13 protein-coding genes, 1 rRNA gene and 1 pseudogene are annotated in these 17,439 nt (G+C 52.7%); 12 read left to right on the top strand and 3 right to left on the bottom strand.

The window, feature by feature from the left end:
* Positions 1–53 precede the first annotated feature (53 nt).
* Together FYJ62_RS01125 and FYJ62_RS01120 are read left to right on the top strand one after the other, a co-directional pair.
* A complete protein-coding gene (locus FYJ62_RS01125; RefSeq protein ID WP_154546944.1) occupies positions 54–713 on the top strand; it encodes a nitroreductase in 660 nt (219 codons plus the stop codon).
* A gap of 307 nt (positions 714–1,020) precedes the next feature.
* Entirely contained in the window at positions 1,021–2,670 is a 1,650-nt protein-coding gene (locus FYJ62_RS01120) for a peptide ABC transporter substrate-binding protein (protein ID WP_154546943.1), read from the top strand.
* Positions 2,671–2,714: 44 nt separating this feature from the next.
* Here FYJ62_RS01120 and FYJ62_RS01115 read toward each other — a convergent pair.
* Positions 2,715–3,020: pseudogene (locus FYJ62_RS01115) on the bottom strand (LysR family transcriptional regulator); the annotation flags it as partial.
* Positions 3,021–3,069: 49 nt separating this feature from the next.
* Complete coding sequence (locus FYJ62_RS01110) at positions 3,070–3,438, bottom strand: hypothetical protein (protein WP_154546942.1); 369 nt, start codon at positions 3,436–3,438, stop codon at positions 3,070–3,072.
* A 222-nt stretch (positions 3,439–3,660) separates the two neighbouring features.
* Here FYJ62_RS01110 and FYJ62_RS01105 point away from each other — a divergent pair, with 222 nt between their 5' ends.
* Complete coding sequence (locus FYJ62_RS01105) at positions 3,661–4,656, top strand: D-2-hydroxyacid dehydrogenase (RefSeq protein ID WP_154546941.1); 996 nt, start codon at positions 3,661–3,663, stop codon at positions 4,654–4,656.
* 116 nt (positions 4,657–4,772) lie between these two features.
* Here the strand turns inward: FYJ62_RS01105 and FYJ62_RS01100 are convergent, their stop codons facing one another.
* Positions 4,773–5,651, bottom strand: coding sequence for an SPFH domain-containing protein (locus FYJ62_RS01100; RefSeq protein WP_154546940.1), 879 nt, complete (start codon positions 5,649–5,651; stop codon positions 4,773–4,775).
* Positions 5,652–5,845: 194 nt separating this feature from the next.
* On the opposite strand from FYJ62_RS01100, the gene FYJ62_RS01095 reads away from it, so the two are divergent.
* The 9 genes from FYJ62_RS01095 to FYJ62_RS01055 form a co-directional block, all read left to right on the top strand.
* A complete protein-coding gene (locus FYJ62_RS01095) occupies positions 5,846–6,802 on the top strand; it encodes a thymidylate synthase (RefSeq protein WP_154546939.1) in 957 nt (318 codons plus the stop codon).
* A gap of 32 nt (positions 6,803–6,834) precedes the next feature.
* Positions 6,835–7,341 carry a dihydrofolate reductase gene (locus FYJ62_RS01090; RefSeq protein ID WP_154546938.1) on the top strand — a complete coding sequence of 169 codons (507 nt, stop codon included), beginning with the start codon at positions 6,835–6,837 and terminating at the stop codon, positions 7,339–7,341.
* Between the two features lie 55 nt (positions 7,342–7,396).
* The gene (locus tag FYJ62_RS01085; RefSeq protein WP_154546937.1) at positions 7,397–9,802 is read left to right on the top strand and encodes an HAD-IC family P-type ATPase; all 2,406 of its coding nucleotides are present in this window, start codon (positions 7,397–7,399) and stop codon (positions 9,800–9,802) included.
* A 467-nt stretch (positions 9,803–10,269) separates the two neighbouring features.
* Positions 10,270–11,130: a MetQ/NlpA family ABC transporter substrate-binding protein gene (locus FYJ62_RS01080; protein WP_154546936.1), complete on the top strand. Its 861-nt coding sequence runs from the start codon at positions 10,270–10,272 to the stop codon at positions 11,128–11,130.
* A gap of 40 nt (positions 11,131–11,170) precedes the next feature.
* On the top strand, positions 11,171–12,226 hold the full coding sequence (locus FYJ62_RS01075; RefSeq protein WP_154546935.1) for a methionine ABC transporter ATP-binding protein: 1,056 nt from the start codon (positions 11,171–11,173) through the stop codon (positions 12,224–12,226).
* Positions 12,223–12,936 (top strand): methionine ABC transporter permease, encoded by a 714-nt coding sequence (locus tag FYJ62_RS01070; RefSeq protein ID WP_407657278.1) that lies wholly within the window; start codon positions 12,223–12,225, stop codon positions 12,934–12,936. Before FYJ62_RS01075 ends, FYJ62_RS01070 begins: the two co-directional genes overlap by 4 nt.
* 203 nt (positions 12,937–13,139) lie before the next feature.
* Positions 13,140–14,534 carry a flavocytochrome c gene (locus FYJ62_RS01065; RefSeq protein WP_154546933.1) on the top strand — a complete coding sequence of 465 codons (1,395 nt, stop codon included), beginning with the start codon at positions 13,140–13,142 and terminating at the stop codon, positions 14,532–14,534.
* Positions 14,535–14,761: 227 nt separating this feature from the next.
* Complete coding sequence (locus tag FYJ62_RS01060) at positions 14,762–16,411, top strand: phosphoenolpyruvate carboxykinase (ATP) (RefSeq protein WP_154546932.1); 1,650 nt, start codon at positions 14,762–14,764, stop codon at positions 16,409–16,411.
* Positions 16,412–17,022: 611 nt separating this feature from the next.
* Positions 17,023–17,439, top strand: a 16S ribosomal RNA gene (locus FYJ62_RS01055); the annotation flags it as partial.

The raw sequence follows: 17,439 nt of genomic DNA, 5'->3' as shown, positions 1-17,439 counted from the left end.
TGTGCTATATTAACGAAAAGTAAGCATCGTCATGAAAAAGAAAGAGGCAAGCAATGGACGCAATTGAAGCAATCAAGAACCGCCGCAGCATCCGCTGGTTTGACAAGGACAAGGAAGTGCCAGAGGCAACCTTGCGCGAAATCGTCGCTTTGGCGCAAAGAGCTCCATCCTGGGTTGACTCCCAGCCTTGGCGGGTCTATCTCGCGACTGGGGAGAGCCTGAAGGCCCTGCGGCAAAGGCACCTGGACAATGTTGCCAGTGGCCGGGAAGCCGCGCCTGACTGGCCGACGACCCACCGCACGGACTGGGATCCCTTCCCGCAGGCCAACATGGCCAAGCACAACGAGGCCACGGCCGCATACCTGAACACGCCAGAACTCAAGGAACTCAGAGGGGTCACCCTGCAAAAGCAGCTCTTTGATGCCCCGGCCATTGCCTACCTGACTTTGCCAAAGATCTCCAACCAGTGGTCCATCTATGACCTGGGGGCCTTTGGCCAGACTTTGGCCCTGGCGGCCCAAGGCTTGGGGGTATCCTCCATGCCGGCCTATGAATTCGTCAAATACCCGGATGAAGTCCGCGCCGTCATGGGCATCCCTGACGACCAATGGGTTGCCATGGGGATTGGCCTGGGCTATCCAAAGGACCACTACGTCAATGGCTATGACGCCCCCCGCTGCCCGCTTGACCAGGTCTTGACCCTGAAAAAATAAAAGTTACAAAAGTCAACTAAAACTGTTGACTTTTAGTAAGCGGATCGGTATGATTTAACTAAATCGGTGAAAGGAGCTAAGTCAATGTTTGCATCACAAAACTGTCAAGTTATGTCAGCATGTTGTATGTGTCACGCATACGACTCATTTGTGATGCCGAAATTGGATTTAGCCTTTCAAGCGGATTTGCCAAGCAGGTAGCTGACCAAGGGTCACTATCAGCGAAATTATCAATAATGGCAGAGAACGAGCAGCTGTTTCCAACTTTGGAGACGGCTGCTTTTTTTGTCAGCATGGAGGAAAAAACATGAGCAAGTTTAAGAAATTGGCGGCCGCCGGCTTGAGCGTCAGCGCGGCCTTGTTGCTGGCTGCCTGCGGCACGAATGGCGCGGCCCAAAAGGCCAGTAGGGACAAGCAGGTCTTGAACCTGTCGGCTGCCGCCCCCCTGGACACCATCGACATCAGCAAGGCCACGGGCTATGGACAGACGGGGAATGTCTTTGAAAGCTTCTACCGCTTGGGCAAGAAGGGGACGCCAGCACCTGGCCTGGCAAAGGAAGGCCAAGTCTCCAAGAACGGGAAGACCTGGGCCTTCAAAATCCGTCCCAATGCCAAATGGTCCAACGGCGAAAAGATCACGGCGCAGGACTTTGTCTACTCCTGGCGCCGGACGATCAATCCCAAGACCGCGTCCCCATATTCCTACCTGTTTTCAGGCATAAAGAACGCGGACGCGATCACCGCGGGCAAAAAGCGTCCGAGTTCGCTGGGCATTTCCGCCAAGGGCCAGGACACGGTCATCGTCAAGCTGGACAAGCCAATCGCCTACTTCAAGGTCCTGATGGCTTACCCACTCTTTGGGCCGCAAAACGAGGCCTTCATCAAGAAGACTGGCAAGAAGTACGCGACCAGCTCCAAGTACATGCTTTATTCCGGCCCGTTCAAAATGACTGGCTGGAAGGGGACCAATGACAGCTGGTCGTTTGTCAAGAACGGACAGTACTGGGACAAGCAGGCCGTCAAGCTGCAGAAGATCAACTACCAAGTGGTCAAGACGACCAACACCGGCTACCAGCTCTACCAGCAGGGCAAGCTGGACTTGACGCCCCTGTCAAGCGAGCAGGTCAAGCAGCTTAAGACCAGCAAGGACTACAGAACCTACGGCTATTCTTACGTAGCCTTTCTGGCCTACAATTTCAAGGCCAAGGATCCGGTGGTCAAAAAGGCACTCAACAACAAGGACATCCGCTTGGCCATGTCCCTGGCCCTTGACCGCAAGACTTTGACGACCAAGGTCTTTGGCGATGGCTCAACCGTGCCTAAGGGCTTCGTTTCCTCAGGCCTGGCTTACGATCCGGCAAGCAAGCGGGATTTCGCTGACGAGCAGGAAGTGGCTAATACCGTCGACTACGATGAAAAACTGGCGGAAAAGCACTGGCGGGCCGGCTTGAAGGCGCTGGGCAGCAAGAAGCTGACGATTACCCTACTTGCTTCAAACGAGTCAACCAACGCCGACGCGCTGACCCAGTATATCCAGTCCCAATGGACCAAAGTCTTGGAGGGAATCAGCGTCAAGGTTTCCAGCATCCCCGGCAAAAATGCCTATGCCAAGGCCAGCGATGGCGACTTTGACGTTTACGTTTCCGGCTGGGGCGGGGACTTCAACGACCCGATGACCTTCATGCAGATCATGGAAAGCGGCACTTCCTACAACTACGGCAAGTGGACCAGCGCCAAGTACGACGCCCTGATCAAGCGGGCATTGAACCAAGACGCCAATGACCCGCAAAAACGCTGGGATGATCTGGTGGCTGCGGCCCGCCTGGTCAACAGCGAGCAGGCTATCACGCCGATCTACCAGCAGACCACGGCCTACCTGCAAAAGAGCAAGGTCAAGGGCGTCATTCACAACAATGCCGGGACCCAGTGGAGCTACAAGTACGCTTATATCCAATAAAGCGTTCAAGCAAAAAACAAGCACCGAGGCCGGTGCTTGTTTTTTTAGTCTTCGCCGATAATCTTGAAGCCATAGCCGCGAATGTGGTTCTTGAGCAGCTGCAGGTACCTTTGTGCCAGGTGGCTCAGGCGGGCATGCTGGTGGCAGGCCACGCCTAAAGTAATCGGGTCGTCCAGGTCCAGGGGGATCGCGACGATCTTGTCGTCGTTCAGCTTGCTGGAGATGATCCCGGAACTGATGGTGTAGCCGTTAAGGCCAACCATGAGGTTGAAGATCGTGGCCCGGTCGCTGACCTTGATTTCTTTCTTGTGGGGGATGCCTGCTGGCAAGATATTTGTGTAAAAGCAAAAGGGCGCAGATCATGCTGCGAGATCTGCGTCCTTTTGTCATATGCCGTTTTTAGTGCCGGGTAGCCCGGTGGTCGCTCGTGCCTTTAATCTTGTGAACCCGGCGCTTGAAGTGCTGGTGCTGGTCAGAGACAAACTTGAAATGCCGCATTTTTCCGGCGAAGGGGCGGCCGGACAGGCGGATGGAAGTCCAGTCTTTCATCAGGCTGGTCATGCTGTCCAAATCTTTTAGCCGCTCCTGGCTGCCTTCAGCGGCGGCGGCTTGACGGATGTCGCCTTCAAGGCGGGCGATCAGGTTGTTGTGGTAGGCCATTAGCTCCGGAGTCAGGGGAGCGTGACGGTACTGGTTGAAGAGCTTTTGAATCAGCTCCATGGCTTCTTGGGCATTTTGCGGCTGCACGTAGCGGTGTTCTGCTGACATTTTTCCTCCAATAATGATCTGCTGACTGAGTTTTGCGTGTTCTATTTTAACACGCAGGCGCCTATTTGCCTTGGCTGGGGCAGGTTAATTACGCTTAAAATTTATTTAAAGAAATCTGCTGTTTTCCGGATTAAGTGAGAAAAATTAAAATAGCAAAATAGGGCTGGAATCTTTCTCATTTTTTTGTAATAATATAGGCAAAAAGTCTGGAAGGAGAATAAAATGAAAGCTTACGTATTCAGCCTGTCTCCCGTTGAGGAACGGTTCTTTCTAGAATGGGAAGACCAGCATGCTGATGATGAAATCAAATATACCACCAGTCCATTGACGGACGACACCGTTGACCTGACCAAGGGCTTTGATGCCGTCTCCGTTCAGCAGATGGAGCAAATTAAAGATGAAAAGATCTATAAGGCCTTGGCAGACAATGGGATCAAGCACTTGGCCATCCGCCAGGTCGGCGTCGATATCGTGGACTTGAAGCTGGCCAAGAAGTATGGCATCGTCGTTTCAAACGTTCCGGCCTATTCACCGCGCGCCATTGCCGAAAACGGCCTGACCGGGGCCATGTACCTGCTGCGCAAATGGGGCTACTACCACCGCAAGATGCGGCGCGGGGACTTTACCCGGCCAGTTGAGCTGATGAGCGATGAAATCTTCAACCAGACGGTCGGGATCGTCGGCCTGGGCCGGATCGGGTCAGCCGCGGCGGAACTCTATCATGCCCTTGGGGCCCGCGTGATTGGCTATGATCCGGTCTATAATGCATCTTTGGAGCCTTTTCTGGACTTCGTTGATCTGGAGACCTTGATCAAGACGGCGGACATCATCCAGCTGCATATTCCGTTGACCAAGGACAACGTGGGGATGTTCAGCGCCAACGAATTCGCGGAAATGAAGGATGACGCGATCATCGTCAATGAATCCCGCGGGGAATTGATCGACACCAAGGCCCTGATCGTGGCCTTGAAGTACCACGAAATTGGCGGGGCGGCTTTGGACGTGCTTGAAGGGGAAAGCAAGATTTTTGGCCGCAAGTTTGAAGACGTGGGCTCACTGCCTGAAGACTATACTGAACTGATCAACATGCCGAACGTGGTCATGTCGCCGCACTCAGCCTACTACACCAAGATGGCGGTCAAGAACATGTTCTTCCAAAGCATGACCGACATCCAGCGCACTTTGGACGGCCAGGCGGCTATCTTCCAAGTAAAATAGACAAAATCAAAATACAGGGAAAGAAAAAATAGAGAAATACAGCTTGCAAAATAGAGTGAAGAGACGATAAGCGCCAAAAAAGCCGGAGAGAACTGGTCTCCGGCTTTTTTGGACTGTTAAGCTTGCGGCTTCTGCTGGCTGCTCTTGTCCCAGATCTGGGCCGCGGCAGGAATCTTGCCCAAGTCGCCGATCTCGTCCTTGTCCAGGATGATCAGGTTGTTGGGACCGGCCGCCAGGTTGTTGAAGGAGTCCAGGCTCTGATTTCTGAAGTAGCCTTCACCAGCCTGGCTTAAGGCCGCTTCCAGCTTGCTGATCCGGTAGGCGTCAGCATCGGCTTGGGTGCGGATGGCCTCCGCCTTGGCCTTGGCGGTGGCTACCAGGGCGTCGTTCTTGGCCTTGGTGGTCAGCTCGATATTGCGGGCTTCCCCTTCAGCGCGGGCAATGGCAGCGGTCTTTTCCCGGTCAGCCGTCAATTGCTTGTCCATGGCCTTCTGAATTTCCGGGCTGGGCAGGAGTTCATCGACGTTGACCCGGACCACACGGATCCCGTAGATGTCGGTCAAGTCGCCGATGGCATCGGACAATTGGGCGTTGATTTGGCTGGTTGAGCCTAAGGCCTCGTTCAGTTCCATCCGCCCGATGATGTCGCGCAGGTGGCCGCGGATCAGCTGAACCATGGATTCAACGGAATCGGTGTTGTTGTAAAAGTACTTGTAGGAATCGGTGACCAGGTAGTTCAAGGTCAGACTGGTGGTAATCTCCGCGTTGTCCTTGGTGATAATGGAGTACTTGGAGATTTCCAGCGGCTGCAGGGCCAGGGAAACTTTTCTTAAGCGCTGGATGAAGGGGATGAGCAGGGTAGGTCCGGCTTTTACGGTCCGGCTGTAGCGGCCCAAGGTTTCAATCAGCCCTTCGGAATTCTGCGGTACGATCCTGATGCCCGCGGCCAGCAGGACCAAGACTAAGACGATCAATAAAATCCTTACAATAATCATTGGCAATCCTCCAGATTGTAAATAAAAAATGATGCAATAATATCCATAATACTTTTTGGATATGGACAATATTATAGCCAAGAAAGAGCTTAAAGAACATCTAAATTTGCTTTTTGCGGCAAAAAGTCTGTTAGACTTGAGGGGGAAAAAGACTTAACCATTTTTGTTTTAGAGTTTTAGAAAAGGACGTATCGATGGCTAATCAAGATCAACAATATTTGGATTTGCTTAGAAAAATCATGGAAGAAGGCCACGACAAGAGCGACCGGACCGGAACGGGGACGCGGAGCCTGTTTGGGGCCCAGATGCGCTTCGACCTGAGCCAGGGCTTTCCGATTTTGACGACCAAGCGGGTGCCTTTTGGCTTGATTAAGAGCGAGCTGCTCTGGTTCCTGCGCGGGGACACCAACATCCGCTTCCTGCTCCAGCACAAGAACCACATTTGGGATGAGTGGGCCTTCAAGAACTGGGTCACCAGCCCGGAATATCAAGGTCCGGACATGACTGACTTTGGCCTGCGCAGTCAAACGGACCCGGATTTCAAGCGGGTCTACGATGATGAGATGGGCAAGTTCTGCCAGCGGATATTGGATGACAGCGACTTTGCCCAAAAATACGGCGATCTGGGCGACGTCTATGGGGCCCAGTGGCGTCATTGGGGCAAGCGGGGCGGCGGCTTTATCGACCAGATTGCCAACGTGATCGAGCAGATCAAGACCACGCCGGACTCCCGCCGGATGATCGTCACTGCCTGGAATCCCGAAGACGTGCCAGCCAGCGCTTTGCCGCCTTGCCACGTCTTGTTCCAGTTCTACGTGGCCGACGGCAAGCTCTCCTTGCAGCTCTACCAAAGATCAGGCGACATGTTCCTGGGCGTGCCTTTCAACATTGCCAGCTATTCTTTGCTTTTGTCGCTGGTGGCTAGGGAAACCGGCCTGGAAGTGGGCGAATTCGTGCACACCTTGGGCGATGCCCACATCTACCGCAACCACTTTAACCAAGTCAAGGAGCAGCTGACCCGGCAGCCATATGACGCCCCAACCTTGTGGCTCAACCCGGAAAAGCGGGCGGTGGCTGACTTTGAGATGAAGGACATCAAGGTCCTTGACTATAAGCACCATGGCACCATTAAGGCGCCAGTAGCGGTATAATTGCTTTCTATATCTAGTCAAAGGAGATTCAAATGATTACTTTTGTCTGGGCGGAAGACGAAAACGGGGCGATCGGGCTGAATGGCCACTTGCCCTGGCATCTGCCCGCTGACCTGCACCACTTTAAAGACAAGACCATGGGCCATCCAATGCTGATGGGGCGCAAGACCTTTGCCTCCTTCCCCAAGCTGCTGCCGGGTCGGGTTCACGTCGTTTTGACCCGGAGCGCGGATTTTGCCCGAAAATACGCGGACAATGACCGCGTGCTCGTCTTGACCAGCCAGGAGGCCATGAACCAGTGGCTGGCGGCGAACGCGGACGTGGAAGTCTGCGCCATCGGCGGGGCCAGCCTGTTTGAAATGCTGGCCAGCCGGGCTGATCGGCTGGAGCGGACGGTGATCAAGGCGGCCTTTGCAGCCGACACCTACATGCCGGCCATTGACTACGGGCAGTTTGACCTGGTGGCTGCTGAAAGCCATGAGCCGGATGCCAAGAACAAGTACCCTTATGTTTTTGAAAGCTACCAGCGCAAGCACTAAAAACGCGCGGCGATGAATGAAGACGAGCTGCACGGAAAGATGAGAGGGTGAAAAAATGAAAACGAATGTTGAGACGGGCTTGACCCAAGCCGAGGTTGACCAGCGGGTCGCGGCCGGCAAGGTCAACGTCGCGATTGATGATGAGTTCAAGACCAACAAGCAGATTATCAGGGAGAACGTCTTTACCTACTTCAACCTGATTTTCCTGGTCTTGACCATCCTGTTGCTGATTGCCGGGGACATCCGGGACCTGACCTTCCTGCCGGTCATTATCTTGAACACGGTGATTGGGATCGTTCAGGAAATCCGGGCCAAGTCGGTCTTAAGCAAGCTGAGCGTCCTGAACCAGGCCGAAGTGGTGGCCATCCGCGGCAAGAAGCGGGTTCGGGTCCCGATTGACCAATTGGTGGCTGATGATCTGGTCCTGCTGAAGACCGGGGACCAGATTCCAGCTGACGCGGTCGTCGTTGACGGGGAAGTCCACGTCAATGAGTCCCTGCTGACGGGGGAAGCCGATGAAATTGCCAAGAGCCCAGGCGACCAGCTATTGTCTGGCTCCTTTATCGTTTCCGGCAAGGTTTTAGCCCAGCTGGTCAAGGTTGGCGCCGATTCCTACATCGCCAAGCTGACAGCCCAGGCCAAAGCCATGGGCGGCGGAGAAGAGTCGGCCATGATCCGCGCGATCAACCGCTTGATCAAGTGGGTCGGGATCATTATCATTCCCCTTGGCGTGGCCCTGTTTGCCCAAGCCTACTTCATGAACCATCAGGGCTTCGCGGAATCCATCAGTTCCATGGAAGCGGCCATTATCGGGATGATTCCGGAAGGACTCTACCTGCTGACGACCGTGGCCCTGGCCCTGGCTGCAATGCGCCTGGCCCGCAACCAGGTCATGCTGCACGACATGAAGAGCGTGGAGACCTTGGCCCGGGTCAACGTCCTCTGCGTTGACAAGACGGGGACGATTACGGAACCGAAAATGGCGGTTGAAAAAGCCATCCAGTCCCCCCACTACCAAGGCCGGGACTTAGAGGCTCTGTTGACCGACTATGCCGCCAGCATGCCAGTGGACAACATTACGGCCGAAGCCCTGAGCCAAAAGTATGGTCAAGAGGGCGGCGGCAAGGCCAAGGCAATTATTCCGTTCACTTCCGTGAACAAGTATAGCGGGGCGGTTTTTGACGGCTATACGCTGCTGATGGGGGCACCTGAAATGCTCTTGCAGGGCGAGCTGCCGGAATACCAGGAAGAATTTGCCAAATATCCTGAAGAAGGCTACCGGGTTCTGGCCTTTTGCCGCTATCCACTGGAGATGGCAGATGAAAAAGAAGCCCTGACCCAGCCGGTGGAAGTTCTGGGCTACGTGCTTTTGTCCAACCCGATCAGACGCGAGGCCAAGGATACCTTCCAGTACTTCGCCAAGCAGGGCGTGGACATCAAGGTCATTTCCGGGGACAATCCGGTGACCGTCTCCAGAGTCGCGGCCCAGGCTGGCATTGCCGGGGCGGACAAGTATCTTGACGCCCAGACGATCAAAGACGGCGAATATGAAAAAGCCGTTGCTGACTACAATGTCTTTGGCCGGGTCAAGCCGGAACAGAAGAAGAAGTTCGTCAATGCCTTGCAAAAGCAGGGCAAGACGGTGGCCATGACTGGGGACGGGGTCAACGACATTCTGGCCATGAAAGAAGCCGACTGCTCAATTGCCATGGCCTCAGGCAACAGCGCGGCCGTACAGGCCTCGCAGGTCGTCTTGCTGGACTCCAACTTTGCCAAGATGCCGCAGGTCGTCAATGAAGGCCGGCAGGTAGTCAACAACATCGAGCGCTCAGCTGGCCTGTTTTTGGTCAAGAACATCTTCTCTTTGTTGATGGCCTTGATGTCCTTGATCTTGACCATTAATTACCCGCTCAAGCCAGCCCAGATCACCCTGATTTCCAGCTTTACCATTGGCCTGCCATCCTTCCTTTTGGCACTTGAGACCAACCATAAGCGCATTCGCGGCAACTTTACGGTCAATATCCTGACCAAGTCCATTCCTGGCGGGATTACCGACTGGCTGGCCGTCAGCATCCTGGTCTTGACCGACAAATTTATCAATATCGGCTCTAAGGAAGTAGGAACCTCGTCAACCATCCTCTTGGTCTTGGTAGGCATGATGGTGCTCTTCTGGATCTCGCGGCCGCTGAACAAGTACCGGCTGCTGGTAATGGCGGTCTCCGCGGTCTGCATCATTTTGTCGATCATTTTCATCCCTGGCTTCTTCAGGCTCTCAGCTCTGTCGAAACGGGCAGTCTTCACGATCATTGTCCTCTTCTTTGCCGGCATGACCTTGTTCAGGGGCATGTCCCGGATCTGCGATGGGATTAAAGAAGTCTCCAATGTCATCAGCGAAAAGGGCCGTGAGGCCAAGGTCGGCGACATTATCAAGGCTTACCGCAAGGATGCCGGTGAACTATAGGAAAAACAATATTAAAAAAATCCGGACTTTTTTAATATTGTTTCTTGACGACCTTAAAAAATGATGATAAATTATAAACATCAAATGAAATACAAGTTATCTCGAAAAGCAGAGTAGCTGGAGCAAGCTTCTTCACAGAGAGTCGCCGGTTGGTGAAAGGCGACAGGAGCTTCCTGGCGAAGATGGGCTTGGAATGATATGGGCCGGTGATATTTAGCCGGCTCCGGGGTTGCTCTCGTTAAACAAGCAAGCTGGTTCCCTGATGAATTGGGGAGACAGTTGGTGAGATTCGCTGTGCAAGCAGTGAATGAACTAAAGGTGGTAACACGAAGCGCTTCGTCCTTTACAGAGGGACGGAGCGCTTTTTTTATCACCGCTCGGCCAATCGTGATGACTTGTAGAAATTAGTGTTTTTAGAGATAAGAGTTTATTTAATCTGGAAATAAAAATATGGGAGGATCTTCAAAATGAAGAAAAAGAAGCAAAGAAATATTATTATTGCCGTCGTTGTCGTAGTGGCCTTGGTCTTGATCGGTTGGCTGTCATTCGGTAAGAAGGGCTCAAACGACTCAGCCAAGAGCGAGACCGTAACGGTCGGCGTCGTTGGCGCGACTAAGGCTGAACGGGCCATCTGGAAGAGCGTGGCGCAAACCGCCAAGAAGAAGTACAACGTGACCGTCAAGATCAAGAACTTCTCTGACTACAACCAGCCAAACAGCGCCTTGAAGTCAGGCGACCTGGATCTGAACGCTTTCCAGCACTACAACTTCCTGAACAACTGGAACAAGGCCAACAAGGGCAACCTGGTAGCCATCGGCAAGACCTACATCGCCCCAATCCGTCTTTACTCACTGAAGTACAAGTCACTCAAGGCTCTGCCAAAGGGCGCGACGATTGCCATTCCTAACGATGCAACCAACGAAGCCCGGGCCCTGCTGGTATTGAAGAACGCCGGCCTGATTACCCTGAAAGGGACCAGCGCAACCAAGATTTACTCAGTTGCTGACATCAAGAGCAACCCGAAGAACTTCAAGATCAAGGAAGTTGCAACTGAACAAGCTGCCCGCGTTTTGAAGTCAGTTGACGCCGCCGTTGTCAACAACGACTACGCTAACCCAGCTGGCCTTGGCGACAAGCAAACCATCTACGTTGAGCCAATCAACAAGGACTCATTCCAATGGATCAACATCATCGTTGCCAACAAGAAGGACAAGAACAAGCAGGCTTACAAGGATGTCGTAAAGGCATACCAAACCGCGAAGACCAAGAAGCTGTACAAGAAGTACTACGGCACTAAGCAAGAAGCAGCTTGGGACGCTAAGTTCTAAGCCAACTAAGCAAGCATAATCAATAAAAGGACGGTCATATATGAGCATTATTCAACTAGACCATGTCAGCGTGACTTTTAAGCGCAAGAAGGAAGAGGACGTTAAAGCCGTGCAGGATGTTACCCTGCACATTGAAAAAGGGGACATCTACGGGATCGTTGGCTTCTCAGGTGCCGGCAAGTCGACCCTGGTCCGTACCATCAACCTGCTGCAAAAGCCATCTGCCGGCAGCGTCACGGTTGACGGGGTAGAATTCGTAAAAGACGGCAAGCAAGTCATTTCCGAAAAGGACCTGCGTGCTCATAGACGAAAGATTGGCATGATCTTCCAGCAGTTCAACCTGTTGAACGAGACCACGGTCATTGAAAACATTGCCTTCGCCCTCAAGCACTCCGGCTTAAGCGATGAAGACCTGGAAGCCAAATGCCGCAAGCTCTTAAAGCTGGTTGACCTGGAAGACAAGGCGGAGGCATATCCGGCCCAATTGTCTGGTGGCCAGCAGCAGCGGGTGGCCATTGCCCGGGCTTTGGCCAACGATCCGGACATCCTTTTGTCAGACGAAGCCACGAGTGCTCTGGACCCGCAGACCACCATCCAGATCCTGGACCTGCTCAAGAAATTGAACAAGGAACTGGGCCTGACCATCGTCTTGATCACCCACGAAATGGACGCCGTCAAGAAGGTAGCCAACAAGGTTGCCGTCATGGAAAACGGGAAAGTCATCGAAAAGGGCAACCTGCGGGAAGTCTTCCTGCACCCGCAAAAGGAATTGACCCAGAAGTTCGTGGGCGGCTCATTGCAAGTCGTGGACACTTTGAAGGGGCTGGATATTACCCTGCACGAAAACGAGGCCCTCTACCAGCTGGTCTACAACTTGAACAACGTGGAAAAGTCAATCATCATTGAGCTTTATCGGCAGCTGGGCGTTGAAGCCTCCATGCTGTACGGGAACGTGGAGATTCTGGCCGACGAGCCGGTCGGCACGCTGCTGATCACCGCCAAGGGGGATGCTGACCAGCAAAAGGCCACGGTCAAGTTCCTGAACGAGCAAGGGGTTACGGTTACTGAATTGGATGAAAGGGGCAATCGCTTATAATGAACGCATTTGTACATTGGATCGCTGTCAACTTCCCTAACATTTACAACTTAGGCTGGAGCGGGGACACCGGCTGGGGCACCTCCATCATGCAGATCATTTACATGACCTTTTGGCCATCTGTCTTTGGGGGCATCCTGGGGCTTTTCTTCGGGGTCGTCCTGGTCTTGACTGAACCCGGCGGCATTTTGGAAAACAGGTTCTGGTACAACGTGTGCGATAAGCTGGTTTCCATCCTGCGGGCTGTCCCATTCATTATTTTGCTGGCCTTCGTGTCACCTTTGACCCGCTTGATCGTCGGGACTGAAATCGGCGATACCGCGGCTTTGGTGCCATTGACCTTGGGGATCTTCCCATTCTACGCCCGCCAGGTCCAAGTCGCTTTGGAAAGCCTGGACCCAGGCAAGGTTGAAGCCGCCAAGAGCTTGGGGGCTTCCAACTGGGACATTATCTTTGACGTCTACTTGAAGGAAACCCGGTCCGAAATCGTCCGCGTATCCACCGTCTCCATCATCAGCCTGATCGGCTTGACCGCCATGGCTGGGGCCGTTGGGGCCGGCGGCTTGGGTACGACGGCTATCCAATACGGTTACCGCGACTTCGCGACCGACGTAACATTCCTGGCAACGCTGCTGGTTGTCATCATGATCTTCATCGTGCAAGTCGTCGGCGACTTCTTGGCCAAGAAGCTCAATCACCAGCACCGCTAATTATTAAGCAGGCTCTGCAAAAGACTCTCCGCTGGAGAGTCTTTTTTGCGTTTGTCAAGCACTGATTGCAGCGCTTACAAGCCTTTGAACTCTAGCGGCAATTATTTGAATATTTTAAAATAATCTTTTTTGATTTTAAAAAATACAAAAAGCAGCTTATAATGAGAGTGTAAGCAGAAATAATTTTAAGTAGAGGAAAAGACATGGCAAAATACTTATTCAAAACAAGTCCAATTGATTTGGTCAACCCGAGCTATGACATAGTAATTATTGGCGCCGGCGGCACTGGCTTGTCAGCTGCCTTGCAGGCACATGAACTGGGTGCCAGCGTGGCCGTTTTTGAAAAGAATGAGGCCCTTGGCGGCAACACCAACAAGGCTTCTTCCGGCATGAACGCGGCTGAATCCCTGGTGCAATACGATCATGGGATCATTGACAACAAGGCTGACTTCTACAAGGAAACCTTAAAGGGCGGTGGCTGCCTGAACGATACCGAGATGCTCCATTACTTTGTCGATCATGCGCCTTTGGCGATTGACTGGCTTAAGGAACACGAGATTGAGCTTTCCGATTTGACCATCACTGGGGGGATGAGCCAGAAGCGGGCCCACCGTCCGGCTTCCATGGCTCCAGTTGGCGGCTACCTGGTGACGGGCCTGCTCAAGAGCGTTGAAAAGGAAAGAATCTCTGTTTTCAACCAGGCCAAGGTCACCAAGCTGCTGCAGGATGAAAGCAAACGAATTACCGGGGTTGAGATTGCTGGCCCTGACGGCCGCAGAACCGTGAAGGCCAAGGCCGTGATCCTGGCGACGGGGGGCTTTGGCGCTTCTAAGGAAATCATCAAGAAATACCGGCCTGACCTGGCTGACTACAAGACGACCAACCAGGCTGGCGCGACTGGTGACGGCCTACTGCTGGCGGAAGGGGTAGACGCCCAGCTGATCCAGATGCGTTTTATCCAAGTACACCCAACGGCCCAAACCGATGGCCCTAGAACCTTCTTGATCGGCGAAGCAGTCCGCGGGGAAGGCGCTATTTTGGTCAACCAGGCCGGCCAGCGCTTCGTCAACGAACTGGACACCCGGAAAGTCGTTTCAGCGGCCATCACCGGTTTGAATGAGGATGGGGCCTACCTGATCTTTGACCAAGGCATTCGGGATCACGTGAAGGCGGTTGAGTTCTATGATTCAGTCGGCTTGGTTGAACATGGCCAAAGCCTGGAAGAACTGGCCGGCAAGATCGGCGTCGACGCTGCTGGCCTGGAAGCCACGGTGGCTGCCTGGAACGGGGCGGTTGAAAAGCATGACGACCAAGCCTTTGGCAGAACCACGGGGATGGACCGCGGCGTGACTGACGCGCCATTCTTCGCCATCCACATTCACCCAGCCATCCACTACACGATGGACGGGATCCACATCACGCCTGAAACCGAAGTCCTGGACACCAACGGTCACGAAATTCCTGGCCTCTACGCTGCTGGTGAGGTTTCCGGGGGGCTGCACGGCAACAACCGGATTGGCGGGAACTCAATCGCGGAGACGGTTGTCTTTGGCCGGCAAGCCGGCATCCAAGCCGTGAAGTACGTCCGTGGCAACTAGTTTTGTAAGACATTTTCAATGAATAGTCTCTGAAAGCACTTCAGTCCGAAGTGCTTTTTCTTTTGCGTTTTTACAAAGAATTACCGTGAATTTAACTAAATTGAAGCGATTTCATAAGATTCTTGCAAGAGTTTGAGCTAATGTTTGATTCTTCACAAAGAACTTGCTATGATTAAGACAAGGAGAAAATGTAACCGCTTTTGAAAAATACGGAAGGAACCAGAAAGATGAGTACGCAAGAACGTTTTAAGCAAAATGAACTAAAAAGATCCAACCCGGTCTTCAGCCGCGTGCGCGCGACGATCGAAAGTGCCTTTTACGGCAACAACGTGCATGAGGTGACCAGCGTCGCTGAAGCCTATGAATTGGCAAAGAAGCAGTCAGGAGTGATCGTGACTGACCTGCCAATCCTGCACACTAAGGAATTAGGCTTGCCAATGGGAGCCACCCAGCTTGTTTACAACCACGGCAAGATCTTGGGCCGGACGGCCAGCGCCCGGCACTTTGTCGACGATCCAAAGGAAGACCCGGCAGCCTTGGCAAGCAACCTGTATGAAGATATTTATGCTGGCCATGAGCAACGGTACTTGAAGGCGACGGTCCTGGTAGGTCTTGATGAATCATTCACGGTCAAGGCGCACGTGATGATGCCGGAAGACCAGGCTTTCAACCTTTTGAGCTACATTTTGAACTTCCAGTTCTTTGATGAGGAAGCAGCCAAGATGTACAAGAACTCAAAGGCATATGATGAGGGCGATATCTACTTCTACTTTGACCCTAACGTCACTGATCCTGACTATCCAAAGGGCTTTGGCGTCTTTGACGCTCCCCACAACGCGGCCGCGGTCTTTGGCCTGCGCTACTTCGGGGAGCTGAAGAAGGGGACTTTGACCTTGGCCTGGGCCATGGCCCACCGCCACGGCTACGCGGCCTGCCACGGCGGGGAAAAGGCCTTCCACTTCAAGGACAAGAACGACAAGGTCTTTGCTTTTTACGGCTTGTCAGGCTCAGGCAAGTCAACCCTGACCCACGCGACCCATGGCGGCAAGTATGACATCACGGTGCTGCACGATGACGCCTTCATTATCTCAAGAGAAGACGGTTCATCCGTAGCCCTTGAGCCAGCCTACTTTGACAAGACCCACGATTATCCAGCCGGCCACCACGAAACCGAGTACTATACGGTAGTGATGAACTGCGCGGTGACCCAGGATGAAGCCGGGAGAAAGGTCTTGGTGACTGAGGACCTGCGCAACCACAACGGCCGGGTGATCAAGAGCCGCTACACTTCCGCCAACCGGGTAGACGTGGAGAAGGATCCAATCACGGCCTTGTTCTGGATCATGAAGGACAACTCTTTGCCGCCAGTCTTGAAGATTGACGATCCGGTCCTGGCCACGACCATGGGCTTGACTTTGGCCACCAAGCGGACTTCCGCGGAAAACCTGCCAAAGGGCTTTGACATGAACACCTTGGTCATCGAGCCATTTGCTGACCCGTTCAGAGCCTACCCAGTGGCTGGCGACTACGGCGACTTTAAGGAACTGTTCACTGAGCGTCACGCGGCCTGCTACGTTTTGAATACGGATGCCTTCATGGGCAAGGACATTCCTAAGGAGCTGACCATGAAGATCCTGGAATACCTGGCTGACGATACTGATGAGTGGAAGCCGTTTGGTGACTTCAAGGGCGTTTCCTACATGCCGCTGGCAGGCTTTGAGGTCAAGCTGGATGATCCAGACTACAAGAAGACCTTGGTGGCGAGAATGCAGGACCGGCTTGACTGGGTCAACGACTACAATGACAAGAATCCGGAAAATCCATTGCCAAATGAGGCAAAGGAAACATTGCAAGGCATCATCAAGGAACTCAGCTGATAAAGCAGCAGAATCCGGCATAGTTTCCAAACGGCCAATTTTACAAACTAAAAGAAAAAATGAAGACAAAGCAACTGAACAAGCAAAAAGAAGCCGGCAGGCGCCGGCTTCTTTTTTGTTTTTTTACCGTATTTTCTTAATTTTTTTGCTTGAAAAAACAAAAAAAGAAAAAAGTTTGGGAAATTTTAAAGGATAAAATCGGTAATTTCCGAACAATCAGCGAGAAAAATAGAAGAGATTAACATTGCAAGGCGATGCTTTACAAAGCTTAAATCAATAGCGTGTTACAACGCACCCGTGCGTTTATGGTACAAAACGAATGAAAAGGGCAATTTGACTTAAAAGCAAAATGCAGGTAAAGTATTATTTGCTCCCGCGGGAAAGCCGAAGCGTTTTCCTAAGGAAACAAAATCTTAAAAAGATGTTGACAAGGATTCATCATCTTGCTAAGATATAAAACGTTGCGTCGCCGAAAGGCAGGCAACAAGTTGGTACTTTGAAAACTGAACAAAGTTTCGCAGTGTGCGGGTTCAAGTTTACTTGAATCCAAACAAATAAGCGAAGTCAATTCGCAAGCAATAATCTGGAGCAGATTAAAAAGAGCTCATTTTCAAAATGAGAGTTTGATCCTGGCTCAGGACGAACGCTGGCGGCGTGCCTAATACATGCAAGTCGAGCGAGCTGAATTCAAAGATCCCTTCGGGGTGATTTGTTGGACGCGAGCGGCGGATGGGTGAGTAACACGTGGGCAACCTGCCCCAAAGACTGGGATACCACTTGGAAACAGGTGCTAATACCGGATAACAACAGAAGCTGCATGGCTTTTGTTTGAAAGGCGGCTTTAAGCTGTCACTTTAGGATGGGCCCGCGGTGCATTAGCTAGTTGGTGGGGTAACGGCCCACCAAGGCAATGATGCATAGCCGAGTTGAGAGACTGATCGGCCACATTGGGACTGAGACACGGCCCAAACTCCTACGGGAGGCAGCAGTAGGGAATCTTCCACAATGGACGCAAGTCTGATGGAGCA

It is taken from the genome of Lactobacillus porci, from assembly GCF_009695985.1.
GTDB lineage: Bacteria > Bacillota > Bacilli > Lactobacillales > Lactobacillaceae > Lactobacillus > Lactobacillus absianus.
Note: the sequence above shows the minus strand (reverse complement) of the source record. Positions and strands in the feature narration are given on the sequence as shown.